21 protein-coding genes and 1 tRNA gene are annotated in these 26,233 nt (G+C 61.5%); 4 read left to right on the plus strand and 18 right to left on the minus strand.

What is annotated here, in order from left to right; genetic code table 11:
* Positions 1 to 37: 37 nt before the first annotated feature.
* The 3 genes from fusA to rpsL form a co-directional block, all read right to left on the minus strand.
* Positions 38 to 2,164, minus strand: coding sequence for an elongation factor G (fusA, locus tag ABMC89_RS09015; protein WP_349567362.1), 2,127 nt, complete (start codon positions 2,162 to 2,164; stop codon positions 38 to 40).
* Between the two features lie 95 nt (positions 2,165 to 2,259).
* Positions 2,260 to 2,730 carry a 30S ribosomal protein S7 gene (rpsG, locus tag ABMC89_RS09020; RefSeq protein ID WP_349567364.1) on the minus strand — a complete coding sequence of 157 codons (471 nt, stop codon included), beginning with the start codon at positions 2,728 to 2,730 and terminating at the stop codon, positions 2,260 to 2,262.
* A gap of 94 nt (positions 2,731 to 2,824) precedes the next feature.
* Entirely contained in the window at positions 2,825 to 3,196 is a 372-nt protein-coding gene (rpsL, locus tag ABMC89_RS09025) for a 30S ribosomal protein S12 (protein ID WP_349567366.1), read from the minus strand.
* Between the two features lie 481 nt (positions 3,197 to 3,677).
* Between rpsL and ABMC89_RS09030 the strand changes: the two genes are divergently transcribed.
* Both ABMC89_RS09030 and ABMC89_RS09035 read left to right on the plus strand, forming a co-directional pair.
* Positions 3,678 to 4,484 (plus strand): putative rhamnosyl transferase, encoded by an 807-nt coding sequence (locus tag ABMC89_RS09030; RefSeq protein WP_349567368.1) that lies wholly within the window; start codon positions 3,678 to 3,680, stop codon positions 4,482 to 4,484.
* Position 4,485: 1 nt separating this feature from the next.
* Positions 4,486 to 5,295: a putative rhamnosyl transferase gene (locus ABMC89_RS09035; protein WP_349567370.1), complete on the plus strand. Its 810-nt coding sequence runs from the start codon at positions 4,486 to 4,488 to the stop codon at positions 5,293 to 5,295.
* Here ABMC89_RS09035 and ABMC89_RS09040 read toward each other — a convergent pair.
* The 11 genes from ABMC89_RS09040 to ABMC89_RS09090 form a co-directional block, all read right to left on the minus strand.
* A complete protein-coding gene (locus tag ABMC89_RS09040) occupies positions 5,284 to 6,150 on the minus strand; it encodes a DMT family transporter (protein WP_349567372.1) in 867 nt (288 codons plus the stop codon). The genes ABMC89_RS09035 and ABMC89_RS09040 overlap by 12 nt on opposite strands.
* Before the next feature lie 203 nt (positions 6,151 to 6,353).
* Positions 6,354 to 10,607 (minus strand): DNA-directed RNA polymerase subunit beta', encoded by a 4,254-nt coding sequence (rpoC, locus tag ABMC89_RS09045; RefSeq protein ID WP_349567374.1) that lies wholly within the window; start codon positions 10,605 to 10,607, stop codon positions 6,354 to 6,356.
* A gap of 78 nt (positions 10,608 to 10,685) precedes the next feature.
* Positions 10,686 to 14,825 (minus strand): DNA-directed RNA polymerase subunit beta, encoded by a 4,140-nt coding sequence (gene rpoB / locus ABMC89_RS09050; RefSeq protein WP_349567376.1) that lies wholly within the window; start codon positions 14,823 to 14,825, stop codon positions 10,686 to 10,688.
* Positions 14,826 to 15,067: 242 nt separating this feature from the next.
* Positions 15,068 to 15,442, minus strand: a complete 375-nt coding sequence (gene rplL / locus ABMC89_RS09055) for a 50S ribosomal protein L7/L12 (protein WP_152464494.1) — start codon at positions 15,440 to 15,442, stop codon at positions 15,068 to 15,070.
* 78 nt (positions 15,443 to 15,520) lie between these two features.
* Positions 15,521 to 16,033: a 50S ribosomal protein L10 gene (gene rplJ / locus ABMC89_RS09060; RefSeq protein WP_349567378.1), complete on the minus strand. Its 513-nt coding sequence runs from the start codon at positions 16,031 to 16,033 to the stop codon at positions 15,521 to 15,523.
* A gap of 465 nt (positions 16,034 to 16,498) precedes the next feature.
* Positions 16,499 to 17,197: a 50S ribosomal protein L1 gene (rplA, locus tag ABMC89_RS09065; RefSeq protein WP_349567380.1), complete on the minus strand. Its 699-nt coding sequence runs from the start codon at positions 17,195 to 17,197 to the stop codon at positions 16,499 to 16,501.
* A gap of 1 nt (position 17,198) precedes the next feature.
* A complete protein-coding gene (gene rplK, locus ABMC89_RS09070; RefSeq protein WP_349567382.1) occupies positions 17,199 to 17,624 on the minus strand; it encodes a 50S ribosomal protein L11 in 426 nt (141 codons plus the stop codon).
* 191 nt (positions 17,625 to 17,815) lie between these two features.
* Positions 17,816 to 18,349, minus strand: coding sequence for a transcription termination/antitermination protein NusG (nusG, locus tag ABMC89_RS09075; protein WP_349567384.1), 534 nt, complete (start codon positions 18,347 to 18,349; stop codon positions 17,816 to 17,818).
* A gap of 213 nt (positions 18,350 to 18,562) precedes the next feature.
* The gene (gene secE, locus ABMC89_RS09080; protein WP_349567386.1) at positions 18,563 to 18,760 is read right to left on the minus strand and encodes a preprotein translocase subunit SecE; all 198 of its coding nucleotides are present in this window, start codon (positions 18,758 to 18,760) and stop codon (positions 18,563 to 18,565) included.
* Positions 18,761 to 18,840: 80 nt separating this feature from the next.
* On the minus strand, positions 18,841 to 19,695 hold the full coding sequence (locus ABMC89_RS09085; RefSeq protein ID WP_349567388.1) for a hypothetical protein: 855 nt from the start codon (positions 19,693 to 19,695) through the stop codon (positions 18,841 to 18,843).
* A gap of 183 nt (positions 19,696 to 19,878) precedes the next feature.
* A tRNA-Trp gene (locus ABMC89_RS09090) sits at positions 19,879 to 19,954 on the minus strand.
* A gap of 144 nt (positions 19,955 to 20,098) precedes the next feature.
* On the opposite strand from ABMC89_RS09090, the gene ABMC89_RS09095 reads away from it, so the two are divergent.
* Positions 20,099 to 20,596, plus strand: a complete 498-nt coding sequence (locus tag ABMC89_RS09095; protein ID WP_349567390.1) for a DUF892 family protein — start codon at positions 20,099 to 20,101, stop codon at positions 20,594 to 20,596.
* A gap of 73 nt (positions 20,597 to 20,669) precedes the next feature.
* Here ABMC89_RS09095 and ABMC89_RS09100 read toward each other — a convergent pair whose 3' ends face one another.
* The 3 genes from ABMC89_RS09100 to ABMC89_RS09110 all read right to left on the minus strand — a co-directional run bounded on the left by ABMC89_RS09100 (position 20,670) and on the right by ABMC89_RS09110 (position 23,918).
* Complete coding sequence (locus ABMC89_RS09100) at positions 20,670 to 21,911, minus strand: CoA transferase (protein ID WP_349567392.1); 1,242 nt, start codon at positions 21,909 to 21,911, stop codon at positions 20,670 to 20,672.
* Between the two features lies 1 nt (position 21,912).
* A complete protein-coding gene (locus ABMC89_RS09105; protein ID WP_349567394.1) occupies positions 21,913 to 22,755 on the minus strand; it encodes an HTD2 family dehydratase in 843 nt (280 codons plus the stop codon).
* Between the two features lie 281 nt (positions 22,756 to 23,036).
* Positions 23,037 to 23,918, minus strand: coding sequence for a glycosyltransferase (locus ABMC89_RS09110; RefSeq protein WP_349567396.1), 882 nt, complete (start codon positions 23,916 to 23,918; stop codon positions 23,037 to 23,039).
* A gap of 307 nt (positions 23,919 to 24,225) precedes the next feature.
* Here ABMC89_RS09110 and ABMC89_RS09115 point away from each other — a divergent pair, with 307 nt between their 5' ends.
* A complete protein-coding gene (locus tag ABMC89_RS09115) occupies positions 24,226 to 25,551 on the plus strand; it encodes a sulfatase-like hydrolase/transferase (RefSeq protein ID WP_349567398.1) in 1,326 nt (441 codons plus the stop codon).
* 53 nt (positions 25,552 to 25,604) lie between these two features.
* Here the strand turns inward: ABMC89_RS09115 and ABMC89_RS09120 are convergent, their stop codons facing one another.
* Positions 25,605 to 26,147, minus strand: a complete 543-nt coding sequence (locus tag ABMC89_RS09120; RefSeq protein WP_349567400.1) for a hypothetical protein — start codon at positions 26,145 to 26,147, stop codon at positions 25,605 to 25,607.
* Positions 26,148 to 26,233 lie beyond the last annotated feature (86 nt).

A 26,233-nucleotide genomic window follows, 5' to 3' on the forward strand; every position in this document is an offset into this window, starting at 1 on the left:
GATGGGTGTGGGGTGCGCCTTTAGGGCGCACCTTTTGTTATGCGAACTTGGACTGGATCTCGTCCGAGATGTTCTGTGGCACGGCTTCGTAGTGGTCGAACTGCATGGTGAAGTTCGCACGACCCGAAGACATCGACCGCAGAGTGTTGATGTAGCCGAACATGTTGGCCAGCGGTACGAAAGCGTCGATCGCGATCGCGTTGCCGCGGGTGTCCTGACCCTGAACCTGGCCGCGACGCGACGTCAGGTCACCGATGATGCCACCGGTGTATTCTTCGGGTGTGATCACCTCGACCTTCATGATCGGCTCGAGCAGTTTCGCACCGGCCTTGCGCATCCCTTCACGCATGCACATCCGTGCCGCGATTTCGAACGCGAGGACCGAGGAGTCCACATCGTGGAACTTACCGTCGATCAGCGCCACCTTGAAGTCGATCACGGGGAAGCCGGCAAGCGGGCCGCTGTCCATGACCGAGTTGATGCCTTTCTCAACGCCGGGGATGTATTCCTTCGGCACGGCACCACCAACGATGCGCGATTCAAAGGAATAGCCTTCGCCGGGCTCCGTTGGCGAGATGATCATCTTCACTTCGGCGAACTGACCCGAACCACCCGACTGTTTCTTGTGGGTGTAGGTGTGCTCGACTTCGTGGCCGATGGTCTCGCGGTAGGCCACCTGAGGCGCACCGATGTTCGCTTCAACCTTGAATTCGCGCTTCAGACGGTCGACGAGGATGTCGAGGTGAAGTTCACCCATCCCCTTCATGATGGTCTGACCGGATTCCAGATCGGTTTCGACGCGGAACGACGGGTCTTCTGCCGCCAGACGTGCCAGACCCTGAGACATTTTCTCCTGGTCCGCTTTCGTCTTTGGCTCGACCGCGATCTCGATGACCGGATCGGGGAAGGTCATGGTTTCGAGAACCACTGGTTCCTTGTCGTCACACAGCGTGTCGCCCGTTGTGGTATCCTTCAGGCCCGCCAGCGCGATGATGTCGCCCGCGAACGCTTCGGTGATTTCCTCGCGATCGTTGGAGTGCATCATCATCATACGGCCAACGCGCTCTTTCTTCCCCTTGGTGGAGTTCAGAAGCGTTGCACCCTTGGTGAGTTTGCCGGAATAGACGCGTGTGAACGTAAGCGAGCCCACGAAGGGGTCGTTCATGATCTTGAACGCAAGGCCAGCGAAGGGCATGTCGTCATCCGCGCGGCGCGGAATGTTACGTGTTTCCGTCTCGTCACCGGGTTTGAAGCCCATGTAATCGACAACGTCCAGCGGGCTGGGCAGATAGTCGATCACGGCGTTGAGCAGAGGCTGCACGCCTTTGTTCTTGAACGCGGAACCGCCCAGGACGGGAACGAAAGACAGCGACAGCGTCCCTTTGCGCAGCAGTTTGCGCAGGGTGTCGACGTCAGGCTCGGCGCCGTCCATCAGGTAGTTTTCCATCGCGTCGTCGTCCATTTCGACGGCCGCTTCGATCATCTTGCCGCGCCATTCGTCGGCCAGATCCTTGAGGCTGTCACGGATCGGCTTCTTGATCCAGGACGCGCCCAGATCTTCGCCTTCCCAGACCCATTCTTCCATGGTGACGAGGTCGATCAGACCTTCCAGCTCGGTCTCTGCACCGATCGGGATACCGACGGGAACAGCACGCGCACCGGTGCGGTCCTCGATCATGCGAACGCAGTTGAAGAAGTCCGCACCGATCTTGTCCATCTTGTTGACGAACACCATGCGCGGCACCTTGTAACGGTCGGCCTGGCGCCACACGGTTTCGGTCTGTGGCTCGACACCGGCGTTGGCGTCGAGAACGCAGACCGCACCGTCGAGAACCGCCAGCGAACGTTCGACTTCGATGGTGAAGTCAACGTGGCCGGGGGTGTCGATGATGTTCATGCGGTATTTGGTGTCGGATGTACCGTCGGCTGTCGGCTCTTCCTGACGCTGCCAGAACGTGGTGGTCGCGGCCGACGTGATCGTGATGCCACGCTCCTGCTCCTGCTCCATCCAGTCCATGGTGGCTGCGCCATCGTGCACTTCGCCGATGTTGTGGGATTTGCCCGTGTAGAACAGGATACGTTCGGAACAGGTCGTCTTGCCAGCATCAATGTGGGCCATGATGCCGAAGTTGCGGTATCTTTGAAGCGGATAATCGCGTGCCATCTGTAAAGCTTCCTTGGAGGTATTGCTTTGAAAGGGTCAGGGGCCCGGCACATCCGGGCCCCGATCTTGGGAGGTCGGGGCAGCGCCCGACCGAATTACCAGCGGTAGTGGCTGAATGCCTTGTTGGCGTCGGCCATCTTGTGGGTGTCTTCACGCTTTTTCACGGCGGAGCCACGCGATTGCACGGCATCCAGAAGCTCGCCCGCAAGGCGCTCTTCCATGGTGTTTTCGTTGCGTGCACGGGCGGCCTTGATCAGCCAGCGGATCGCGAGGGCCTGACGGCGCTCGGGGCGCACTTCGACAGGAACCTGGTAGGTCGCACCACCGACACGGCGCGAACGCACTTCGACGGAAGGCTGGATGTTGTCGAGCGCTTCGTGGAACACTTCCACGGGGGCGCGCTTGATCTTGGCTTCGACGCGGTCGAAAGCATTGTAGACGATGGTTTCGGCGACAGATTTCTTGCCGTCGATCATCAGGTTGTTCATGAACTTCGTCAGGATCAGATCGCCGTATTTGGCGTCTGGCAGAACTTCGCGTTTTTCAGCGGCGTGGCGGCGTGACATCTAGTTGTCTTCCTCTTGGCGGGTGGGGCGGCACAGGCTCTGCGCGCCCCAAGGATGAATGGAGAATGCGCAATCCTGCGCACAGCGGCATCAATTACTTCGGACGCTTCGCGCCGTACTTCGAACGACGCTGCTTACGATCCTTGACGCCTTGCGTATCCAGAACGCCGCGCAGGATGTGGTAACGCACACCGGGAAGGTCTTTTACACGGCCGCCGCGGATCAGGACAACGGAGTGCTCCTGAAGGTTGTGCGATTCGCCGGGAATGTAGGAGATGACTTCGAAGCCGTTGGTCAGGCGGACCTTGGCAACTTTACGCATCGCCGAGTTCGGCTTCTTAGGTGTGGTTGTATAAACGCGTGTGCAGACGCCGCGTTTCTGCGGGCAGCCCTGCAGGTGCATGGATTTCGATGTTTTGCGTTTCGGCTGGCGCGGCTTGCGGATCAGCTGCTGAATCGTTGGCATTCCGGTTAAATCCCCGTGTAGCTCATAATGGATGCACGGGGGCGCGGCCCCTATGCGGTGACTGTCTGACCGCGCGTCCGCGATCCGGTGTTCGGGCATGTGTTGCAAAGCAATTTGGCCGCGACGCTTCCGTACCGAGGTAAGCGAGGCGGCTTGCTTACAGAGGATCGGGCCAATGAAGGCGGCCTGGATCGTGACCACATGCGGTATGATATGCGCGTCCGGGGCGACCCCCATCTGCGAGATGTCGGGGATATACGCACCCCGGCGATGGGTGTCAACAGCCCCCTCCCCTCACCTGCGGGCCTTGCGGCCCCCAGCGCAACAAGGCCTCTGCCGCGCGGCGCCAATGGGCCCCGCCGTCCGCCTGCCCGCGCCACAGGCCACGGCAAATCCGCACCCTGCGCGCGAAGAAGTCTCAACTTCGCCAGAAACAGGCGCTAGAGTTCGGTGCGAGGCAACGACGGAACGAGTTTCTCTTATGCAGGTGATCGGACTTTGCCGGTTTTCCTACCCCGCAATCGGCGGCTTTCAGGTGGATCACGACACCATCGAGGAACGTATCGCGTATCTCTACGATCCCGAACGGCTGGAGGAACGCTTCCGCCTGTTCGAGGGCGTCGCCCTCGCCAGCCTGCGCGCGCAGACCGATTCCGATTTCGACCTCGTGATCGTGACGGGCGACCAGCTGCCCGCAGCGGCGCGCGACAGGCTGCATGACCTGACTGCCGATATGCCGCAGGTGTCCATCGTGGCCGAGCCGCCGCGACCGCAGCGCGAGGTGATGAAAGAGATCCTCAACCGCAGCAGGCGCGACCCCGCAGCACCCTGCATCCAGTTTCGCGCCGATGACGACGACGCCGTCGCCGTCGATTACATCGCGCGCCTGCGCAACGCTGCCACCGACTGCGCGGGGCTGACCGCACAACATCGCAGCGTCGCCTTTGACTGGAACAAGGGATACATCGCCGACTACGGCGCCCACGGCATCCGCGCGACCGAGATCTTCCGCCCCTTCGACGTTGCGGCGCTGGGTATGTGGGTGAAGGGCAACTGCCCCGTCACGATCATGAATTTCGCCCACAACAAGATCAACCGCTTCATGCCCGCCGTCAGCTTTGACGAACCGCGCATGTTCATCCGTGGCCATAACGCGTGGAACGACAGCCGCCAGAAGCCGGTGAAGCCGGTCGAACTCGCCCCGCTCGACTACGATCGCGCGGTCGAATTCCGCGACCGCTTCGGCATAGATATCGACCGCATCCAGTCCATTTTCGGGGGCGGCTGACATGCGTTGCATCGGCCTGTGCCGGTTTTCCTATGCGGGCAAGGGCGGGTTCAAGAACGGCGATGACGATCTCGACGCGCTCAAGGCATTCCTCTACCGGCCCGACCGACTGGAGGAACGGTTCCGCCTGTTCGAGGCGGTCACCCTGCCGTCGATCCGCGCGCAAACCGATCCCGATTTCACCTTCCTGATCGTCACCGGCAAAAGCCTGCCCGCGCCCGCCCTGACCCGCTTGCGGGCGCTCACCGCGGACATCCCGCAATGCGAAATCCGCCAGGTGCCACCGCGCCCGCACCGCCGCGTCATGCGCAAGGTGATAAACGAATGGCGCGGCCCGCCGGAAGCGCCCTGCCTGCAATTCCGGCTCGACGATGACGACGCCATGGGGGTGAGCTTTGTCGAGCGGTTGCGCCAGAGCGCGGACGACCTGCGCGCACTCACCGCGCGCCACACGTCGGTCGCGGTGGATTTCAATCAGGGGTACGTCTTTCGCGCCGGGCCGCAGGGTCTGCGCGTGGCCCCCTATCACTATCCCTATTCCGCCATCGCGCTCGGCATGATCGTGCAGGCGGGCAGCGACGATACGATCATGAACCACGGACACGAAAATCTCTGGACGACGATGCCGACTGTCACCTTTACCGGCGACGACATGATGCTGCGCGGCCATAACGATTTCAACGACAGCCGGCTGAAAGGCAAGAACCGCGCCTTTGACTATCGCCCGCTGGATGCAGCGCAGGCCGCGCATATCAAGACCACATTCGGTGTCGATGACGCGCAGGTGCGTGCGGTATTCTCAGCGCCGTGAAAGCTGTCTTTCGCGGTAGAAGGTGAACACTCCCGTGGCGATCACGATGCCCGCCCCCACCAGCGTCAGAACTGTCGGCACTTCGGAAAACACCAGATAGCCGACGATCATCGCCACGACCAATCCGGTGTACCGGAACGGTGCGATGAACGATACATCGCCCGTCCGCATGACCTGTATCGAAAAGAAATATCCCGCACAGACAAATCCGGCGGACCCCACGATCAGCGCGGCATTTCCCGAGGACACAGGCACCCACGCCTGCGTGGTCGACGCAAGGCCCGCCGCCGTCATCATCGCAAGCGACGTTCCCAACGTGACCTTCAGCCCCGGCGCCGAGGCGGATAGCCGGCGCGTCAGCAGATCGCGCACCGTTACCCCGACCACGGCGGCCAGCGCATAAAGGGACCACAGGTTGAACCCGTCGGGCCCGGGCCGGATGATGATCAGCACCCCGCCCAGACCGATCAGAATGGCAAGCATCCGCCGCCAGCCGACCGGTTCGCGGTAGACCAGCGCCGCCCCCAGCGTCACGGTCAGCGGCACGACCTGCATGATCGCGTTGAGGTTACCCAGAGGCATTTCGAAAAGCGCGTTCAGAAAGAAATAGGCGGTCAGGATCTCTGCCAGACCGCGCAGGACGACGATCCGCCGGTCTGCTGCCGTCAGCCGCCCCTTCAGCGCGCCCATGGCGTAGGCCAGCACGAAGATCAGCAGACTGCCCAGCACACTGCGGATGAAGATCAGCTGGAACAGCGGAATGTCACCGCCCGTCAGGCGCAGGAAACTGTCGTTGCACACGAAAGCCACCATCGAGGCCATCATGAACAACGCACCGGTCACATTGGGGGACATCCTACCTCCGATCTGTCGCGGACAGCTTTGGCCGATCCCGCGCGCCACGGCAATGCGCAAGCGCACCCGGAACGCTTGCCAAGGCAAGAAATTTTCGCCCACCCCGCCGTGCGGGCCGATCCGCCCTGTCTCGACAACGAAAAACCCCCGCGCCTTGCCGGTGCGGGGGTCTTGGTTTTTTTCAGTCGCTGGAAAGGCGCGGTTTAGTCGCGGCTATCCTCGTCAAAGCTCGGTGCCTGATCGAAGACGTCACCGCCGACGATGTCCTCGTCGGGCCGCTGTTCGGGCGCGGCAAGGCGTGCTGCCTCTTCGGCCTCGATGCGGCGTGCTTCGATGACGACGTTGTCGCGGTCCTGTGCAACACGGCGCATCTGCTGCGTCGCGCCACCGGTACCGGCGGGGATCAGACGACCCACGATCACGTTCTCTTTCAGACCGACCAGCTTGTCCTTCTTACCCTGCACGGAGGCTTCGGTAAGAACGCGCGTGGTCTCCTGGAAGGAGGCCGCCGAGATGAAGCTGCGGGTTTGCAGCGACGCCTTGGTGATGCCCAGCAGGATCGGTTCGCCCTTCGCGGGGCGGCCGCCCTTCGAAATGGCCTTTTCGTTGGCCGCATCGAATTCCTGCTTGTCGACGTGTTCGCCCTTGAGCAGCGTTGTTTCACCGCTGTCCTGGATTTCCCACTTCTGGAGCATCTGGCGCACGATCACTTCGATGTGCTTGTCGTTGATCTTCACACCCTGCAGGCGGTAGACGTCCTGCACCTCGTCGATCATGTAATCCGCAAGCGCTTCGACCCCCATGATGGCGAGAATGTCATGCGGCGCTGGATTGCCGTCCATGATGTAATCGCCCTTCTGCACGAAGTCGCCTTCGGCCACGGGGATGTGTTTGCCCTTGGGCACCATGTATTCGACCTTGTGATCCGGATCCTCGGAGCTTTCGATCGCGATGCGACGCTTGTTCTTGTAGTCCTTGCCGAAGCGCACATAGCCGTCGATTTCCGCGATGATCGCGTGATCCTTCGGACGACGCGCTTCGAAGAGTTCGGCAACACGCGGCAGACCACCGGTGATGTCCTTTGTCTTCGCGCCTTCACGCGGGATCCGCGCGATGACGTCACCGGCCTGAACCTCGTTACCGTCCTCGACCGACAGAACCGCATCCACCGACATCGGGTAGGTGATCGGGTTGCCCGCGTCGTTGCGCACAGGCTCTCCGTCCGCACCGACCAGAATGATCTCCGGCTTCAGCTCGTTGCCCTTGGGCGCTGCGCGCCAGTCGATCACGATCTTTTGGGTCATGCCCGTGGCATCGTCGGTCTCATCCTTGACGGCGATACCCGACACCAGATCGACGTGCTTGGCCGTACCGGCTGCCTCGGCGATGATCGGCAGGGTATAGGGATCCCATTCGAACAGCTTGTCGCCGCGGCTGACCTCCTGACCTTCCTTGACGAAGATCTTCGTGCCGTAGCCGACCTTGAAGCTGGCGCGCTCTTCGCCATGCTCATCCATGATGAGCATCTTCATGTTCCGGCCCATGACCATCGTCTCGCCCGAGGAGTTTTCCAGCGTCGAGGTGTTCTCGAAGTGGATCTTGCCGGACTGGCCGGCCTCCTGGAAGGACTGCTGGCCACCCTGAGCAACGCCGCCGATGTGGAACGTCCGCATCGTCAGCTGTGTGCCGGGTTCACCGATCGACTGTGCCGCGATGATGCCCACGGCTTCGCCCTGGTTCACAAGCGTACCGCGCGCAAGGTCACGACCGTAGCACATGGCACAGACGCCTTCCTCGGCCTCGCAGGTCAGCGGGCTGCGGATACGTGCGTTCTGCACGCCCGCCTCGTCGATGATGTCCGACAGACGCTCGTCGATGATCGTGCCGCGCGCGGCCAGTACTTCCTCTGTGCCGGGGCGCAGGATGTCCTCGGCGACGACACGGCCCAGCAGACGCTCGGCCAGCGATGCCACGACTTCACCGTCGTTGACCGCCGCAGACGCGGTAATCGCGACTTCGGTACCGCAATCGTGCGTGCGCACGATGCAGTCCTGCGCCACATCCACCAGACGACGTGTCAGGTAGCCCGAGTTCGCCGTCTTCAGAGCTGTATCCGACAGACCCTTCCGGGCACCGTGGGTCGAGTTGAAGTATTCGAGAACGGTCAGACCTTCCTTGAAGTTCGAGATGATCGGCGTCTCGATGATGTCGCCGTTCGGCTTCGCCATCAGACCGCGCATCCCGCCCAGCTGTTTCATCTGCGTGACCGAACCACGGGCACCGGAGTGCGCCATCATGTAGACCGAGTTCGGCTCCATTTCGGCGCCGTTCTCGTCGCGACGCTCGGCCGAGATCGACCCCATCATCGCTTCGGTGACCTTGTCGTTACACTTCGACCAGGCATCGACGACCTTGTTGTACTTTTCGCCCTGGGTGATCAGGCCGTCCATGTACTGCTGTTCGAAATCCTTCACCTGCTCGCGGGTGTCCTCAACGAGGTCCCACTTGGTTTCGGGGATCAGCATATCGTCCTTGCCGAAGGAAATCCCGGCACGGAAGGCTTCACGGAAACCCATTGTCATGATCTGGTCACAGAAGATGACGGATTCCTTCTGGCCGCAGTAGCGGTAGACGGTGTCGATGACCTGCTGCACTTCTTTCTTGCGCAGCAGACGGTTGACCAGATCGAAGGGCGCCTTGGCGTTCAGCGGCAGCAGCGCACCCAGCCGGACACGGCCCGGCGTGGTGTCGTAGCGCACCAGAACTTCGTTGCCTTCGTTGTCGATCTGCTTGATCCGCGCCTTGATCTTGGTGTGCAGGTGCACTTCGCCCGCGTCCAGCGCGTGCTGAACCTCGTCGACGGAACCAAAGACCTTGCCTTCGCCCTTCATCCCTTCACGCTCGAGGGTCGTGTAGTAGAGACCCAGGATCATATCCTGCGACGGCACGATGATCGGCGCGCCGTTGGCGGGCGACAGAACGTTGTTCGTGGACATCATCAGAACGCGCGCTTCCAGCTGGGCCTCAAGGCTCAGCGGGACGTGAACGGCCATCTGGTCACCGTCGAAGTCGGCGTTGAAGGCCGAACACACGAGCGGGTGCAGCTGGATGGCTTTACCTTCGATCAGAACGGGTTCGAACGCCTGAATGCCAAGACGGTGCAGCGTCGGCGCACGGTTCAGCATGACGGGGTGTTCGCGGATGACTTCATCCAGAATATCCCAGACCTCGGGACGTTCCTTTTCAACCAGCTTCTTCGCCTGCTTGACCGTCGAGGACAGGCCCTTGGCTTCGAGCCGCGAGTAGATGAACGGCTTGAACAGCTCAAGCGCCATCTTCTTCGGCAGACCGCACTGGTGCAGTTTCAGCTCGGGGCCGGTCACAATGACCGAACGACCCGAAAAGTCGACCCGCTTGCCCAGAAGGTTCTGACGGAAGCGGCCCTGCTTGCCTTTCAGCATGTCGGACAGCGATTTCAGCGGACGCTTGTTGGCGCCGGTGATCACGCGGCCACGACGGCCGTTGTCGAACAGCGCATCGACCGATTCCTGCAGCATCCGCTTTTCGTTGCGCACGATGATGTCGGGCGCACGAAGCTCGATCAGGCGCTTCAGGCGGTTGTTGCGGTTGATGACCCGGCGATAGAGATCGTTAAGGTCGGATGTCGCGAAGCGGCCACCGTCCAGCGGCACCAGCGGGCGCAGCTCTGGCGGGATGACCGGAATAACGGTCATGACCATCCACTCAGGACGGTTGCCGGATTCGAGGAAGCTTTCGACCACTTTCAGACGCTTGATGATCTTCTTGGGCTTCAGTTCGCCCGTGGCTTCCTTGAGCTCTTCGCGCAGCTGGTCGGCCTCGGCTTCGAGGTCGATCGCGGCGAGCATCTCACGGATCGCTTCGGCACCGATGTTCGCGGTGAAGGCGTCCATGCCATAGGCGTCCTGCGCATCCATGAACTCTTCTTCGGTCATCATCTGACCGTACTGAAGGTCTGTCAGGCCCGGTTCGATCACCACGTAGTTTTCGAAATAGAGAACCCGCTCCAGATCGCGCAGCGTCATGTCCAGCATCAGGCCGATGCGCGACGGCAGCGATTTCAGGAACCAGATATGCGCAACCGGCGATGCCAGTTCGATATGGCCCATCCGCTCGCGGCGGACCTTCTGCAGCGTGACTTCAACACCGCATTTTTCGCAGACGACGCCGCGGTATTTCATCCGCTTGTACTTGCCGCACAGGCATTCGTAATCCTTGATCGGACCAAAGATGCGCGCGCAGAACAGGCCGTCACGCTCGGGCTTGAACGTACGGTAGTTGATGGTTTCGGGCTTCTTGATCTCGCCGAACGACCAGCTGAGGATCCGCTCGGGGCTTGCGAGAGAGACCTTGATCTCGTCGAAAGTCTTCTGCGGCGTCAGCGGGTTGAAGGGATTGTTTGTCAGTTCCTGGTTCATACTTTTTCCTCAAGTGTCAGAGGGTGCGGGGGAGGGTTCGGCGGAAGGTGCGCAAAGACTGCGCACCCTCGGTTTCGCCTACTCTTCCTCCTCCGCATCCAGGAGTTCCATGTTGAGGCCCAGACCGCGGACCTCCTTGACCAGAACGTTGAACGATTCCGGGATACCGGCCTCGAAGTTGTCTTCGCCCTTGACGATGCTCTCGTAGACCTTGGTCCGGCCTGCCACGTCGTCCGACTTCACCGTCAGCATTTCCTGCAGGGTGTAGGCGGCGCCGTAGGCTTCCAGCGCCCAGACCTCCATCTCACCGAAGCGCTGGCCACCGAACTGCGCCTTACCGCCCAGCGGCTGCTGGGTGACGAGGCTGTAGGGCCCGGTCGAACGCGCGTGGATCTTGTCGTCCACAAGGTGGTGCAGCTTCAGCAGGTACTTGATGCCCACGGTGACGGGGCGTGCGAATTGTTCGCCCGTGCGACCGTCGAACAGGACCGACTGACCGGAGGTGTCAAAGCCCGCACGTGCAAGGCTGTCGTTCACGTCCGCTTCCTTCGCACCGTCGAAAACAGGCGTCGCGATCGGCACGCCGCGGGTCACGTTGCCCGCCGCTTCCAGCAGGTGATCCTCGTCCATGCCTTCGATGCCCTCTTCGTAGACATCGTCGCCATAGGCCAGTTTCATCGCCTCGCGCACGGGGGTCAGATCGCCGGAGCGCTTATACTCCTGCAGCGCCTCGTCGATGTTCAGACCCAGACCGCGTGCGGCCCAGCCCATGTGCGTCTCGAGGATCTGACCGACGTTCATACGCGACGGCACGCCCAGCGGGTTCAGACAGAAATCGACAGGGGTACCATCGGCGAGGAACGGCATGTCCTCCATCGGCACCACCTTCGAAATCACACCCTTGTTGCCGTGACGACCGGCCATCTTGTCGCCCGGCTGCAGCTTGCGCTTCACCGCGACGAACACCTTGACCATCTTCATCACGCCCGGCGGCAGATCGTCGCCCCGGCGCACCTTTTCGACCTTGTCCTCAAAGCGGGCATCGAGCGCGCGCTTCTGGATCTCGTACTGTTCGTTCAGGGCCTCGACGATTTTCGCGTCGTCCTCGTCCTCGAGCGCCAGTTGCCACCACTGACCGCGTGTCAGCGTGTCGTCCAGCAGTTCTTCGGTGATCTGGCTGTTCGCCTTCACGCCTTTCGGGCCCTTCACGGCCACCTTGCCCAGCAGCATCTCGCGCAGACGCGCGTAGATGTTGCGGTCGAGAATCGCGAGTTCGTCGTCGCGGTCACGGGCGAGGCGTTCGATTTCCTCACGCTCGATCTGCAGCGCACGTTCGTCTTTTTCCACGCCGTGGCGGTTGAAGACACGCACTTCGACGACCGTGCCGAAATCGCCGGGCTTCACCCGCAGCGAGGTGTCACGGACGTCCGACGCCTTCTCACCGAAGATGGCGCGCAGGAGTTTCTCTTCCGGCGTCATCGGGCTCTCGCCCTTCGGTGTGATCTTGCCGACCAGAATATCGCCCGGCTCCACGTCCGCGCCGATGTACACGATGCCCGCCTCGTCGAGGTTGCGCAGCGCTTCTTCACCGACGTTGGGAATGTCGCGGGTGATTTCCTCTGGCCCAAGCTTGGTGTCACGGGCGGCGACTTCGAATTCCTCGATGTGGATCGAGGTGAAGACGTCGTCACGGCTGACGCGCTCGGAGATCAGGATGGAGTCTTCGTAGTTGTACCCGTTCCACGGCATGAAGGCGACGACGACGTTCTTGCCGAGCGCCAGTTCACCGATGTCGGTGCTTGGACCGTCCGCGATCACTTCGTTCTTCTGAACCTTGTCGCCCACTTTCACCAGCGGACGCTGGTTGATGCAGGTGTTCTGGTTCGAACGCTGGAATTTACGCATGCGGTAGATGTCCACGCCTGCGTCACCCAGTTCCAGATCCTCGGTGGCTCGGATCACGATACGCGTGGCGTCGACCTGGTCGATGATGCCGGCGCGTTTCGCCATGATCGCCGCACCGGAATCCCGTGCCACGACTTCTTCGATGCCGGTCCCGATCAGCGGCGCTTCGGCCTGCAACAGCGGCACGGCCTGACGTTGCATGTTCGATCCCATCAGGGCGCGGTTCGCGTCGTCGTTTTCGAGGAACGGGATCAGCGAGGCCGCAACCGAAACCAACTGCTTCGGGCTTACGTCGATCAGGTCCACGTTTTCGACGGGTGCCAGCGTATAGTCACCGGATTGGCGTGTGTTGACCATCTCGTTGGTGAACTTGCCGTTCTCGTCCAGGGTCGCGTTGGCCTGCGCCACGGTGTGGCGCATTTCCTCTGTCGCGGACATGTAATGAACTTCGTCTGTCACCGTCGCGTCTTTGACAACGCGGTAAGGTGTTTCGATGAAGCCATACTTGTTCACGCGCGCGAAGGTGGCGAGCGAGTTGATCAGACCGATGTTCGGGCCTTCCGGCGTTTCAATCGGACACATCCGGCCATAGTGGGTCGGGTGAACGTCGCGGACCTCGAAGCCCGCGCGCTCGCGTGTCAGACCACCGGGTCCAAGCGCCGAGAGGCGGCGTTTGTGGGTGACTTCGGACAGCGGGTTGGTCTGGTCCATGAACTGCGACAGCTGGCTGGAGCCGAAGAATTCACGCACGGCAGCGGCAGCAGGCTTCGCGTTGATCAGGTCCTGTGGCATGACCGTGTCGATCTCGACCGAGGACATACGTTCCTTGATCGCGCGCTCCATGCGCAGCAGGCCGACGCGGTACTGGTTTTCCATCAGCTCGCCGACAGAGCGCACGCGGCGGTTGCCGAGGTGGTCGATGTCGTCGATGTCGCCGCGACCGTCACGCAGATCCACCAGCGCCTTGATACAGGCCACGATATCGTCGCGGTCCAGCGTGCGCTGCGTGTCTTCCTTGTCCAGCGCCAGACGCATGTTCATCTTCACACGGCCAACGGCGCTCAGGTCATAGCGTTCGCTGTCGAAGAACAGCGTGTCGAACAGCGCCGAGGCGGCTTCGACGGTGGGCGGCTCGCCCGGGCGCATGACGCGGTAGATATCCATGAGCGCGGTGTCGCGGTTCATGTTCTTGTCCTGCGCCATGGTGTTGCGCATGTACGGGCCGACGTTGATGTTGTCGATGTCGAGCACCGGAATCTCGGTGATGCCCGCGTCGATCAGCTCTTTCGCGGTGCCGCCGATCAGCGTGCCGTCCTTGTCGTATTCCAGCGTCAGCTCGTCACCGGCTTCGACATAGATCGCGCCGGTTTCTTCGTTGATGATGTCCTTGGCGACGAACTTGCCCTGAATGTGGTCGTAGGGCAGCAGGATGTTTTCGACCGAGCCTTCGTCGATCAGTTTCTTGACCGCGCGAGGGGTCACTTTCTTGCCTGCTTCGAACAGGATCTCGCCCGACGACGCATCGACGATGTCGTAGGTCGGACGGGTGCCGCGCACCCGCTCGGGGAAGAACGGGGCGACCCAGCCTTTGCTCTTCTCCAGCTTGTAGGTCACGGTGTTGTAATAGGCATCCATGATCGCTTCCTGGTCGAGCCCCAGCGCGTAAAGAAGCGTTGTCACCGGCAGTTTGCGGCGACGGTCGATGCGGGCGAACACGATGTCCTTGGCGTCGAATTCGAAATCGAGCCAGCTGCCGCGGTACGGGATGATGCGGCAGGCGAACAGCAGTTTGCCGGATGTGTGTGTCTTGCCCTTGTCATGGTCGAAGAATACGCCGGGCGACCGGTGCATCTGGCTGACGATCACGCGCTCGGTGCCGTTCACGATGAACGTACCGTTGGGGGTCATCAGGGGCATATCGCCCATGAACACGTCCTGTTCCTTGATGTCCTTGACGGACTTGGCACCGGTATCTTCGTCGATATCGAATACGATCAGGCGCAGCGTCACCTTCAGGGGCGCGCTGTAGGTCATGTCGCGCTGCTGGCACTCCTCGACGTCGTACTTCGGCTTTTCCAGCTCGTACTTCACGTACTCGAGAACCGAAGTCTCGTTGAAGTCCTTGATCGGGAAAACCGATTGGAAAACACCCTGAATGCCGTCACCGTCGGTGGGCGTCTCGGCATCGCCGGAGTTCAGGAACAGGTCGTAGGAGGATTTCTGAACCTCGATGAGGTTCGGCATTTCCAGCACTTCGCGGATTTTGCCATAATATTTACGAAGACGTTTCTGGCCAAGGAAGGATTGTGCCATGTGTCGTGTCACCTTTCGTGTCTCTTGCCGGGAGCATCATCGCCGGGGCCGCGATGCACATCCCTCAGAGCGGGTTGATCCGGTCAATGCTGGCACGCGTCCCACCGCGCACCTTCCGACCTTGGGACCTCTCCAGAAAGACACTCGGATCGCAGGAGTGCCTTTCAAGACAGGTTAGGCTGGACAGGGTTTTCACCCCGTCCAGCCATTTTTACGTGTGAGCGTCTGCCCACAAGAGAGGCTTAGGCCAGCTCGACTTCCGCGCCAGCTGCTTCCAGCTTGCCTTTGATGTCTTCTGCTTCGGCTTTGTCGACGCCTTCTTTGATCTTGCCACCGGCTTCGACCAGGTCTTTGGCTTCTTTCAGGCCGAGACCTGTGATGCCGCGGACTTCCTTGATCACGTTGATCTTGGATGCGCCGGCGTTCTTCAGAACGACGTCGAATTCTGTCTTCTCTTCTTCGGCAGCGCCGCCGCCGTCCGCAGGACCGGCCATCATCACTGCGCCGCCAGCGGCGGGCTCGATGCCGTATTCGTCCTTCAGGATTGTTTTCAGTTCTTGTGCTTCAAGCAGGGTCAGACCAACGATCTCTTCTGCCAGTTTCTTCAGATCAGCCATGTTTAGCTCTTTCCGTTAACGATATGTGTGTTCCAACGTGTCGGTTCAACCCGAACGCCGGTTTGACGTAGATGTTGCTTACGCAGCCTTGTCCTCGATCGTGGACAGGATGGATGCGATGTTGCTTGCAGGTGCGCCAATCGCGCCGGCAATGTTCGAAGCAGGTGCGCCCAGCATGCCCGCGATCGTGGAGATAAGCTCCTCGCGCGAAGGCATCTTGGACACGGCTTCTACACCGGCGACGTCCAACGCGTTCTCACCCATTGCACCACCGAGGATCACCAGCTTGGGGTTATCCTTGGAGAAGTCCTGAGCAACCTTGGCCGCGGCCACTGGATCCTCAGAATAGGTCAGAACGGTCATACCCGTCAGAAGGTCAGCAATGCTTGCGCATGGCTTGCCCTCAAGGGCGATCTTGGCGAGCCGGTTTTTGGCAACACGCACGGCCCCGCCCGCAGCGCGAGCGCGCGCACGAAGGTCCTGCATTTCGGCAACTGTCAGACCGGTGTAGTGGCTAACCACGACAACGCCAGAGCTTTCAAAGATCTGGCCGAGTTCGTCGACCAGCTGTTCTTTTTGTGCTCTATCCACAGTTTCACTCCAAAGTTACGGAGGGGATATCCCTCCGGGCTCGTTTCGTCAGGCAGAGTTGCCTGACAGCGGGTCCATACGGGTCCTTCCCAAGACCATCCGAGAGCGAAGCTCTGAAAAGTCGTGAATTCCCCGTCTCAGGCAGGATTTATGGAATGGTTCCCCAAACCACCGGCCATCTCGGACGAAGTGCAAAAAGCGCACGACGAATCGCACGCTTGATTGCAAGTGTTGGATTAGAGTGAATGCGGCGGAATGCCAACCGCAAAAAGGCCATCCGGGTAAAATGGCCTTGGTCCCACTACAAATTCTATCCCGAGACGGCGGCGGAAAGCAACGGATTTCGCGCGCCACGGCGCGATGCCCCGCCACCCCGCCGCCACGCGAAAACCGCGGACGGGGAACGGAAAAGGGCGCCCCGGTCACGGGACGCCCTGCTGGCACGCAATACTGCGAACCGTTGTCTTATTCGGTAACCGCGTTGTCCACAGAGACGGTCACACCGGGGCCCATTGTCGAGCTCAGTGCGATCTTCTTCATGTAGGTCCCCTTGGCACCGGCAGGCTTTGCCTTGGCCACGGCACCGACGAAGGCGCGCACGTTCTCGATCAGCTTGGCTTCGTCGAAGGACGCTTTGCCAACGCCGGCGTGCACGACACCGCCTTTTTCGGCTTTGAACTGCACTTCACCGCCTTTGGCGGCTTTCACGGCAGCTTCGACATCCATGGTCACTGTGCCGACCTTGGGGTTCGGCATCAGGTTCCGGGGGCCGAGAACCTTACCCAGACGGCCCACGATAGGCATCATGTCCGGTGTCGCGATGCAGCGGTCAAAGTCGATCTTGCCCGACTGAACCGTTTCCATCAGGTCTTCGGCACCGACGATGTCCGCGCCCGCTGCCTGTGCTTCTTCGGCTTTCGCGCCACGGGCGAAGACAGCGACGCGGACGTCCTTGCCTGTGCCGTTTGGCAGGCCGACTACGCCGCGGACCATCTGGTCTGCGTGGCGCGGGTCGATACCGAGGTTCATCGCGATTTCGACGGTCTCGTCGAACTTCGCGTTCGCATTGCCCTTGATCAGCGAAATCGCCTCTTCAACGGTCAGGTCTTCCTTGCCGACGAATGCTTCGCGCGCGGCGCGGCTGCGTTTTCCAAGTTTTGCCATCTTACTTTACCTCGATGCCCATGGACCGTGCGGAGCCCAGGATGATCTTCATTGCCGCTTCCACGTCGTTCGCGCTCAGGTCGGCGGCTTTCGCCTCCGCGATCTCGCGCAGCTGCTTGGTGGTGACGGTGCCGACTGTCTCACGCGACGGTGTCTTCGCGCCCGAGTTCACCTTGGCGGCTTTCTTCAGGTAGTAGGACGCAGGTGGCGTCTTGATGTCCATGGTAAAGGACTTGTCCTGGAAGTAGCTGATGACGGTCGGGCATGGGGCACCGGGCTCCATATCCGCTGTCTTGGCGTTGAACGCCTTGCAGAATTCCATGATGTTGATGCCGCGCTGACCCAGCGCAGGGCCGACTGGCGGGGATGGGTTGGCTTGCCCCGCCTTGATCTGCAACTTCATCGTACCGACGAGTTTCTTGGCCATTGGCCTTCTCCTTTCAACGCCTTCGGGACGCGTCCCTCAGGCTTTTCGTTGCGTGGTCCGGTTCGGATGCCGCGGCATCCTCGCCTCCCACAATGATGGGGCGCTGCCCCGATAAAGGGCCTGTCGCCCTTCATACGCTCGCGCCACCGGCGCGGGTGTCTCTCGTGGCGCCGACGGACGCCTGCGGGGCCTCAGCCCTGCTTGTTGACCTGCGTGAAGTCCAGCTCAACCGGTGTTTCGCGCCCGAAGATCGAAACCATGACCTTGAGCTTCTGGTTGTCCTCGTCGACTTCCTCGACCATGCCGTCGAAATCCTCGAACGGGCCGTCGGCCACTTTGACCTTCTCGCCCACTTCGAAATGGATCAGCGTGCGTGGCGTCTCTTCGCCCTCCTGCACGCGACCCAGGATCGCCTGGACTTCGGCATCGCGCATCGGCATCGGGCGACCCTGCGGGCCCAGAAAACCGGTGACGCGGTTGATCGAGTTGATCAGGTGGTAGCCCTTGTCCGACATCTCCATGTGCACCAGCACGTAGCCCGGCATGAAACGACGCTCGGTCGTGACCTTCTTGCCGCGCCGCACCTCGATCACCTCTTCGGTCGGCACCAGCACTTCGTCAATCTGGTCTTCGAGCTCCTGCTCGGCCACGGATGTGCGGATCTGCTCGGCGATCTTCTTCTCGAAGTTCGACAGGACGCTGACCGAATACCACCGTTTTGCCATATGAACTTTCCGCCCTTGTCTTGCGCGGACATCAGTCCGCAGAAACCTGATTTGCGGGGCGATGCCCCTGCCCGCCAGCGACAAAAAATCGGCGCGCAACTCGAATCGCCGCACGCCATGCCGTTGGTCAGGCCTGCGGACTAGCCCACGTACCTTCGGGAATCAAGCCTTCGAGGGGAAATTCGTGCAGCGCCCGAACGCGCCGCGATGCTGTCAGCCGAAGACGTTGAGAACGTACTGCAGGCCGGTCCGGATCACGATATCGACAAGCGCGAAAAACACCGCCGTCAATGCCGCAAGGATGAACACCATCACGGTCGTCAACATGACTTCGCGGCGGGTTGGCCAGACGACCTTCGCCACTTCGGCACGGACCTGCTGGATGAACTGAAGCGGATTGGTGGTGGCCATGGAACTGATCCCGTTGCTGTCGGTTGCCCCGCATCTATCCGCTCGGGACAGGTCTTTCAAGACTGCTGATCCGTACGCGCTCAGGCGTTGCCCTGACGCAGCCCTTCCAGCCGCCGCGCGACCGCCTCGTCATGGCGTTTGTTGGCGGCTTCGATCTGCCCGATGTCGGGCAGGTAAAGACCATCTACAGTCCCTTCGGGAAAGCGGTCGAGCACGGCATCCCATTTCATCGCGAAGGTATCGATACGGCGGTGAAGCACGGCGGCGCGGCTTGGCCGGCGGCGGCCGTACCAGCGCACCAGCTTGACCACGCCGTGCCAGAACCCGTCAAAACCGAGGATCAGGAAGATACCTGTCATGATGAAAGCGAACAGAAACAACAGCCCGACAACCAGCCACGGGCGCATCACCACAAGAAGCACGAGCGCCGCAAGCGCGATATGGCGCGGGGTCGGACGGTAGCCGAGAACGGCCGCCTTCGCCCGTGCGCTCGCGCCCTCCTCCGTGGCCTGTGGCTGCGCGCGGCGCGGGGGCGTCACCGCGGCGGGCTCGGCATAGCTGTCATAGGCGACGTCCTCGGCACCGCGGGCCTTCCGGCGCAGGCCGAGCCGGGGCAGCCGCAGACCGCGACGGCGCGAGGGCTTGCTGTCCCGCTCGTCCAGATATTCCGGTGTATCGTTGACGGCCTCTTCCAGCACTGGCAACGCATCGGCCTTGGTCCGCTTGCGCGGCGCGGGCTGCGGGGCCGGAGCGGGTTCGGGCGGGGCGGTGTCTTCGACTTCGCTGCGGCGTCGCGAGGGCGGTGCTTCGGCAAGTGCGGGCTCCTCCGCGATCAGCGACCGGATCGCGGCCAGCGATTCAGCGTCCAGCCCTTCGTCCGAAACATCGGACCCGGTTGTCTGGTTTTCGGAAACGGAGGTCGAGGCAGAAGTCATGAAGTAACACCATAGCGCTGTTCAGGAAATCTCGGCCTAGGTGGCCTTTGGGGCTGGAGCGTGGAGAAACCATGACCGAAATGCGTCAGAATTTCGCCCGCGAGGGCAATGGCCGCTCAGACGCGCGATTATCCCGCGACTGCGAACAGCAAGCGCGCAAACGATCCAATATTTCCGGAAATCTGGCAGGGGCTGAGGGACTCGAACCCACGACCCTCGGTTTTGGAGACCGATGCTCTACCAACTGAGCTAAACCCCTACGCCGCCGTGTCACTAGCCTTGATCGCGTGCGGGATCAAGAGCGTTTGCGCCCGTCCCGAAGGTTTTGACCGACAGGATTCATCGGAACGCTAACAGGTGTCGGACGTTGAACCAGTGACACAGATATAAGAAAGGGATCGATATGACACTCAATACGCTCCAAGACGTTTACAAAGACCAGCTTCAGGATCTCTACAGCGCATGCAAGCAATCGCTTGACGCCACGACCGAACTGGGCCGCGCGGCAGAGGACAAGGAACTCAGCGAGGCCCTGATCGCCGGAGCGAACGGCATCAGCGCCGGCATCGACGAGCTGAAGTCCCTATGCGCCAAGCACGACATCGACCCCGATGGCGAGCATTGCAAGGGCATGGAAGGTCTCGCACGCGAGGCGCGTTCCCACGGAATCGAACAGTCCTTCAGCGACAACGACGCGCGCGACGCGATGATCATCACGCAGTACCAGCGCATGGTCCACTACGCGCTCGCCGGTTACGGCTGCCTTGTGGCCTTTGCCAACCGTCTGGGACTGGGCGAGGACGCGGCAGTGCTTCAGCGCATGCTCGACGAAACCTACGACGGCGACCGTCGCATGACGCATATCGCGACCGAAGGCGGCATCAACAAAGAAGCCGCGTGAACGCATACGCGCATCTGAAAGAATGACCCCCAAACCCCCGCCGCGTGCGGGGGTTTTTCTATGAGCGCCCCGATCAGGCGGCGGTACGTGGCCTGACGAAATCGGGCGACTGCACGATCCCGCGATCGAAGAGCTGCGCAATTTCCGTGTCGGTCATGCCGACAACATCACCCAAGACCTCTTCGGTATGCGCGCCCAGTCGCGGGGCCGCCACAGGCGCCTTGCGCGGCCCGCTCGAGAAGGTCATCGGCGCGCCCGGGACCGGATACTGCCCGATTCCCGGCTGCTCGAGCGTGCGGAACATCGGGTTCGCGCTCGACAGGTCCGGATCTTCGGCAACCGCCCGACGGATCGTGCGGAATTGCGACCACGTCAGGCCCATCTTGTCGAAAAGCGGGGCGATCTCGCTCACCGCGCGGACGGCGAACCACGGCTTCAGGATCGCGGTGATCTCGTGCCGCACACGCCAGCGGGTGCCCTCGTCGCGCAGCGATGCGCCGGTCCGCGTCTCCAGATGTGCCATGGCGTTGGCGGTGCCCGTGGCTTTCACCAGACCGGACCATTGCCGCCCCGTCAGACCGATCACCATGACACGCTCGCCGTCGGCGCATTCGAAATCCTGCCCGTAGGCGCCATACAGCGCGTTGCCCGATTTCTGGCGCTCCTCCTCGTTCAGCACCGCATCGCCGATCAAGCCCAGATGCCCCATGGCGGCCGCCGCGACGTCCTTGAGCGCGAGTTCGACCTCCTGCCCGGTGCCGTGGCGCAGCCGGTGCCGTTCGGCGGCGAGCAGTGACGACACGCACAGGTTGCCCGCGATCAGGTCCCACGCCGGCACGGCATTGGCGACCGGTTCGTCGTGTCCTTCGGGGCCGGTGATATCCGGCACACCAAGCGCGGGATTGACGGTATAATCCACCTGCGGGCGACCGTGCCGGTCCCCCGTCAGCGTGACCGTGATCAGGTCACTTCGAAACTGCCGCAGCGTGTCGTAATCCATCCAGCCACGGACCCGCAGGTTGGTCAGGAACAGGCCCGCGTCCTCGCCCGGCGCCGTCACGATGCGCGTCACCAGTTCGCGGCCCTCCTCGGATTTCATGTCGACCGCGACCGACCGCTTGCCCTTGTTCAATCCGGCCCAGAACAGGCTTTCCCCCGTTGGCGCCAAGGGCCAGCGGCCCGCGTCCAGCCCCCCCTCGATCCGGTCGAAGCGGATCACATCCGCGCCCATCTGCGCCAGCGTCATTCCCGCCAGCGGCACCGCGACAAAAGCGGACCCTTCGACCACCCGCATTCCCTTGAGAATATGTGTCACATCAGATCTCCCATATGGCGCTGGCCTGCATGCCCTGATGGCTGCCGTCCGCGATTGTACAAAGCGACCATTCCGCATCGCCGGTTTTCTGTGCCGCAAGCGTCAGCCGGTCGGAGGCAAAGACCGGATGCACCCCGCGGAACGAGAACATGGAAGGGGCCCGTCCGCGTTCGCGTGTCGCCAGATCCATCAGCAGATTGGCCTGCAAAGGTCCGTGAACCACCAGATCGGGATAGTGTTCGACCTCCCGGGTGTAGGGCAGATCATAATGGATGCGGTGCGCATTGAAGGTGATCGCCGAGTAGCGGAACAGCAGCGGGGGCGAAACCTCGACCGTCTGGCTGATCTCGGCCTGCGGCGGCGCGATGGGCTTGGGCGCCCTGAACCTGTCGGGGATGTCCAGATAAACGATATCCTGACGCTCGCGCACGGCCAGCCCCTGCGCGCCGCTGATGTCATGCTCCAGCGTCACGAACACCATGTCGCCCGCCGCACCGCGCTTCTCCGAGATGTTCAGGATCCGCGTCTCGCGCGTCAGCCGTTCGCCCACATGCAACGGCGCAAGAAACTCCAGCGCGCCGCCTGCCCACATCCGGCGGTTCAGACGCACGGGCGGCAGCAGCCCGCCGCGACGCGGGTGGCCGTCCGCGCCCAGCCCCGCCATCGGTGTGACAGGCGCAAAGCCGAACCAGTGCCACAACTGCGGCAGGCGATCGCCCGCGCGGGGTGCCTGCGTCTCGGGCTGGCCCAGCACGGCGTGCGCCATGGCCGCCATGCCAGCATCCACACCGCCGGTGGTGATTTCACTGCGGTCGATCCATGCGGATAGGTTGATCTGATCCATAACGTGCCTCCCTCTATGCCTTCAGAGTTTGGACGGAACGATAAAAAATCAAGTAATTTTAATAGGTTAACGGTAGACCATGGTATACATTCGGGTTTGTGCTGCACTTGCATCCGCACAAGGCGCATTGAAATTGCTTGCTTTCGTCAGCTTTATTCACGCTCTGCCGCGACGCGGCAGAACACGCATTATTTTTAGGCAAACGGATGGATTTTCGGACCGCATGGCATGGGTGCCGTGGTCCGAAGGCGCAGAATCGGGGCGCAAACCGCCTCGCTTTCCTACTCTGCTGTCAGGGTCTTTGCAGGCTTCTTGCGGGTCGCTGTCTTGGTGCGCGGCGCGGCGGCCGGCTTGATCGGGGCCGGTTCCGCCCCGTTCCACTCCGCGATCAGATCCTTGAGCAGGGGAAAATACTGGATCATCCCATCCAGCTCTTCCGCCGAAACGGCATCGTCCTGATACCGGCCACGGCTGTCGTTATCGTCGTGCAGCGACCGGATGTAATAGGGCGACTGCGAATAGATCACCCGCGTCGGACGGTCACGCGGCACGTTGTTGTGCGAGATGTCAAAGAGGTTGTACTTGGTTTTGCTCGGCGCGACGATCGCGAGGCCAAGGTTGATCGCAGGCTTGGTCAGCCGGTGAAGCTCCAGCTTGCCATCGCGAAACAGCGCCGTCAGCCCGTTCGCAAAGGAAATGCACCCGAATTTTTCGCCCCGTGCGCGCATGTTCTTCACGCCGAAGGCCTCGACCTTCAGTTTCTCGTTGAAATCCATGGCAAGCGCGTCGTCGTCGTCGAGAACGATCTGGCAGCTCCACGGGTCCTTTGCGTGATACTCCCAGCGATAGTTCCGGAAATGCACGCGCGGCGGCGCCTCTGCGGCGCCAAAGATGACATGCGCGCGCTCGCCCAGACTGTCCTTGCACAGATCCGTCAGGCGGGTCTTGTACTTCTTCGGCATATCCTCGGAGGCCAGAACATTCAGCACAAAGTCCTGATCGGTCTGGTCCGCCAGTGACCGCAGCGTCACCTTTTCAAAGAAATATTCGCGCCGCGCGAGCCTTTTGCTGTCAAACAGCGCCTTCTTTTCCTTGCTCGCCTCGGACCGCCATCCCGGAGACGGATGGAAAAAGGAATACCGTGTCTGGTAGATCATATGCATGGAGTGACGTCCCGAACGCTGCCTCTGACTGTCCTGCCGCGTTTCCGGGCGCGGGTCGCGCGCTGTAGCAGGTTGGCCGAAAGCGTGGCAGCAAACCCGCCACCGAACCAAGCGGTTTCGTGGCAGCAATCCGACATTTTCCCCGACTATTGCGAAAACGACTCAATCACGGCACTTGCGCGCACGGACGGCGGGCGGGCGATGCCGCATTGATTTTCCAAGCAGTTTTTCCTCGCGCGGGGGGGGGACAGCCACTAGAAACACCCTGCACCCTTCCGACCTGCGACAGCGTGGACCCCGAATACCCATGACCAAAGACCGCAAGAACATCGTCCTGATCAGCTTTGATGATGCGTTTTCTTACTGGCACTACCGCGATGTGTTCGGTCTGCGCCTGCAAACCCCGAATCTCGACCGGATCTGTGCACAATCGACCGCGTTTCACGCCGCCTATTGCCAGTCGCCCCTGTGCGGCCCGTCCCGCGCCAGTTTCATGTCGGGCAAGACGCCCCCGCAGACCGGCGTCTACGACAACCGCAAGAAAATCTACGACGTCGTGCAGCCGCAGGACATGTGGCAGGTGCGGCTGAAGGACGACGGGTATTTCTGTTCCTCGGGGGGCAAGGTCCACCACGGGTTCAGGCCGCTTCCCGAAAAGATCCACAGCGTCCTCTATTCCGACAAGCGCAAACATTTCCGGATCGACCTCAAGCTGCGCGAGGAATTCGAACAATCGCGCAGTGGCGGAAACGGCGAAGGCATATCGACCACCAACCCCAAGGACGACGGCTATTACCACGACGCGCACAGCGCCAAATCCTTCGTGAAGTTTCTGGAGGACTACGATGGCGACGCGCCCTTCTACCGCGAGGTCGGCTTCTTCAGCCCGCACAGCCCCTTCATCACGCCGCTGCCCTACAAGCAGATGTATCCGTTCAAGGAATTCGATTACCCGGCGGAATGGGCGGAGGGCTTCGATCGCAGTGCCTTTGCCGACAAGAACGTGCGCCTGAATTTCAAGACCCAGAACACACGGCACTGGCGCAAGAGCGTGCGCAACTACTACTCGGCCTTCACCCACGGGGATCATCATCTCGGAACCGTGTGGGACGCGCTGATGGCTTCGCCTCACGCCGACAACACGGTGGTGGTGATCCTGACCGACCACGGCCACCATCTGGGCGAAAACCAGCGTTTCGGAAAATCCACACTCTACGAGCAGACCTGCCGCGTGCCGATGATCATCTACGATCCGGACCTGCGCAGACCGCAGGTGGTGAACGATCCGGTGGCCCTGCTCGATGCGGGGCCAACGGTGCTGGACTACGCCGGATTGCCGCCGCCGGAGGACTGTTTCGGCCGCTCGCTGCGGCCGATGGTGGACGGCACGGCGCAGGACCCCGACCGCGCGGTGCCCACGTTCAACCACCACGGATCGGCGATCCGCAAGGGCAATTACCGTTTCATCCGGTACCGCGACGGCACGACCGAGCTTTACGATCTGGAACAGGACTGGTGGCAGCAGCGCAATCTGGGCACGGCGCATCCCGATCACGCCGCGATGGCGCAGGCCCATGCCGCGTGCTGTCTTGCCCACGGGCTGGACCTGACCGGCGCGGATCCCGTCAGATAATCAAAGGCACGGGCCTGAAGTCAGACAGATCAGGGGCCAGTTCCGCCGCCCGCTCAATCCTGCTTGCGCAAAAGGGTCGTGATCTCTTTTTCAGGCGCGCCGTTATGGATACGCAGGAACCGCAGAGCCAGCCCTTCGTCGACCAATATGCGGTGGAATTCCTGGATTTCGTATTCCCCGGTCTCGTTGATGAAAAGAGAGAAGACAGACAGGGTATCCCCCTCCAGACGCGCCCAGACAAAGGGCTCTCCCTGCAAGGGATCCAGCGGGACTTCCTTGCCGAAAAGATTCTGCTTCATCGCGGACTGGTAGATGTTTTCGCGTGCCGACGGCACGAATTCGATCCTATAGGTCTTCGCCTTGGTCCGGCCTTCGGCCTTGTAGCTGACCGAGGTCCACGTCAGCACGAAACCCTGCTTGGTCGGCTCGATGGTGGTGCTCATATCGCGCCGCTGCATTTCACCGTCGTAGATGAAATCGGCTGAACCTGCGTAATCGCCCGCGAAACGGTCGATCCCTTGCGCACAGAGCGCGGCAGGCATCACCAGCGCGGCGACCAAGAGTAAACTGCGAATAATCGAATGAACCTGAGCCATAAGCCCCATATAGCACGCGCGGGGCGCAAGAACACGTCCTGCTTGTGACGCCGCGCGGCGCGGCGGGGATCCCTTTGCCGTGGCGC

The sequence above is a fragment of the Sulfitobacter sp. HNIBRBA3233 genome, assembly GCF_040149665.1.
GTDB lineage: Bacteria > Pseudomonadota > Alphaproteobacteria > Rhodobacterales > Rhodobacteraceae > Sulfitobacter > Sulfitobacter marinivivus.

Bases quoted from the DNA above. Each gene is read 5' to 3' on its own strand.
- rpsL (WP_349567366.1), bottom strand. From the start codon at position 3,196: ATGCCAACGATTCAGCAGCTGATCCGCAAGCCGCGCCAGCCGAAACGC.
- rpsG (WP_349567364.1), bottom strand. From the start codon at position 2,730: ATGTCACGCCGCCACGCCGCTGAAAAACGCGAAGTTCTGCCAGACGCC.
- ABMC89_RS09095 (WP_349567390.1), top strand. From the start codon at position 20,099: ATGACACTCAATACGCTCCAAGACGTTTACAAAGACCAGCTTCAGGAT.
- rpoC (WP_349567374.1), bottom strand. From the start codon at position 10,607: ATGAACCAGGAACTGACAAACAATCCCTTCAACCCGCTGACGCCGCAG.
- ABMC89_RS09105 (WP_349567394.1), bottom strand. From the start codon at position 22,755: ATGGATCAGATCAACCTATCCGCATGGATCGACCGCAGTGAAATCACC.
- rplA (WP_349567380.1), bottom strand. From the start codon at position 17,197: ATGGCAAAACTTGGAAAACGCAGCCGCGCCGCGCGCGAAGCATTCGTC.
- ABMC89_RS09120 (WP_349567400.1), bottom strand. From the start codon at position 26,147: ATGGCTCAGGTTCATTCGATTATTCGCAGTTTACTCTTGGTCGCCGCG.
- ABMC89_RS09035 (WP_349567370.1), top strand. From the start codon at position 4,486: ATGCGTTGCATCGGCCTGTGCCGGTTTTCCTATGCGGGCAAGGGCGGG.
- ABMC89_RS09110 (WP_349567396.1), bottom strand. From the start codon at position 23,918: ATGCATATGATCTACCAGACACGGTATTCCTTTTTCCATCCGTCTCCG.
- secE (WP_349567386.1), bottom strand. From the start codon at position 18,760: ATGGCCACCACCAATCCGCTTCAGTTCATCCAGCAGGTCCGTGCCGAA.
- rpoB (WP_349567376.1), bottom strand. From the start codon at position 14,825: ATGGCACAATCCTTCCTTGGCCAGAAACGTCTTCGTAAATATTATGGC.
- ABMC89_RS09085 (WP_349567388.1), bottom strand. From the start codon at position 19,695: ATGACTTCTGCCTCGACCTCCGTTTCCGAAAACCAGACAACCGGGTCC.
- rplL (WP_152464494.1), bottom strand. From the start codon at position 15,442: ATGGCTGATCTGAAGAAACTGGCAGAAGAGATCGTTGGTCTGACCCTG.
- ABMC89_RS09030 (WP_349567368.1), top strand. From the start codon at position 3,678: ATGCAGGTGATCGGACTTTGCCGGTTTTCCTACCCCGCAATCGGCGGC.
- ABMC89_RS09115 (WP_349567398.1), top strand. From the start codon at position 24,226: ATGACCAAAGACCGCAAGAACATCGTCCTGATCAGCTTTGATGATGCG.
- rplK (WP_349567382.1), bottom strand. From the start codon at position 17,624: ATGGCCAAGAAACTCGTCGGTACGATGAAGTTGCAGATCAAGGCGGGG.
- fusA (WP_349567362.1), bottom strand. From the start codon at position 2,164: ATGGCACGCGATTATCCGCTTCAAAGATACCGCAACTTCGGCATCATG.
- nusG (WP_349567384.1), bottom strand. From the start codon at position 18,349: ATGGCAAAACGGTGGTATTCGGTCAGCGTCCTGTCGAACTTCGAGAAG.
- ABMC89_RS09040 (WP_349567372.1), bottom strand. From the start codon at position 6,150: ATGTCCCCCAATGTGACCGGTGCGTTGTTCATGATGGCCTCGATGGTG.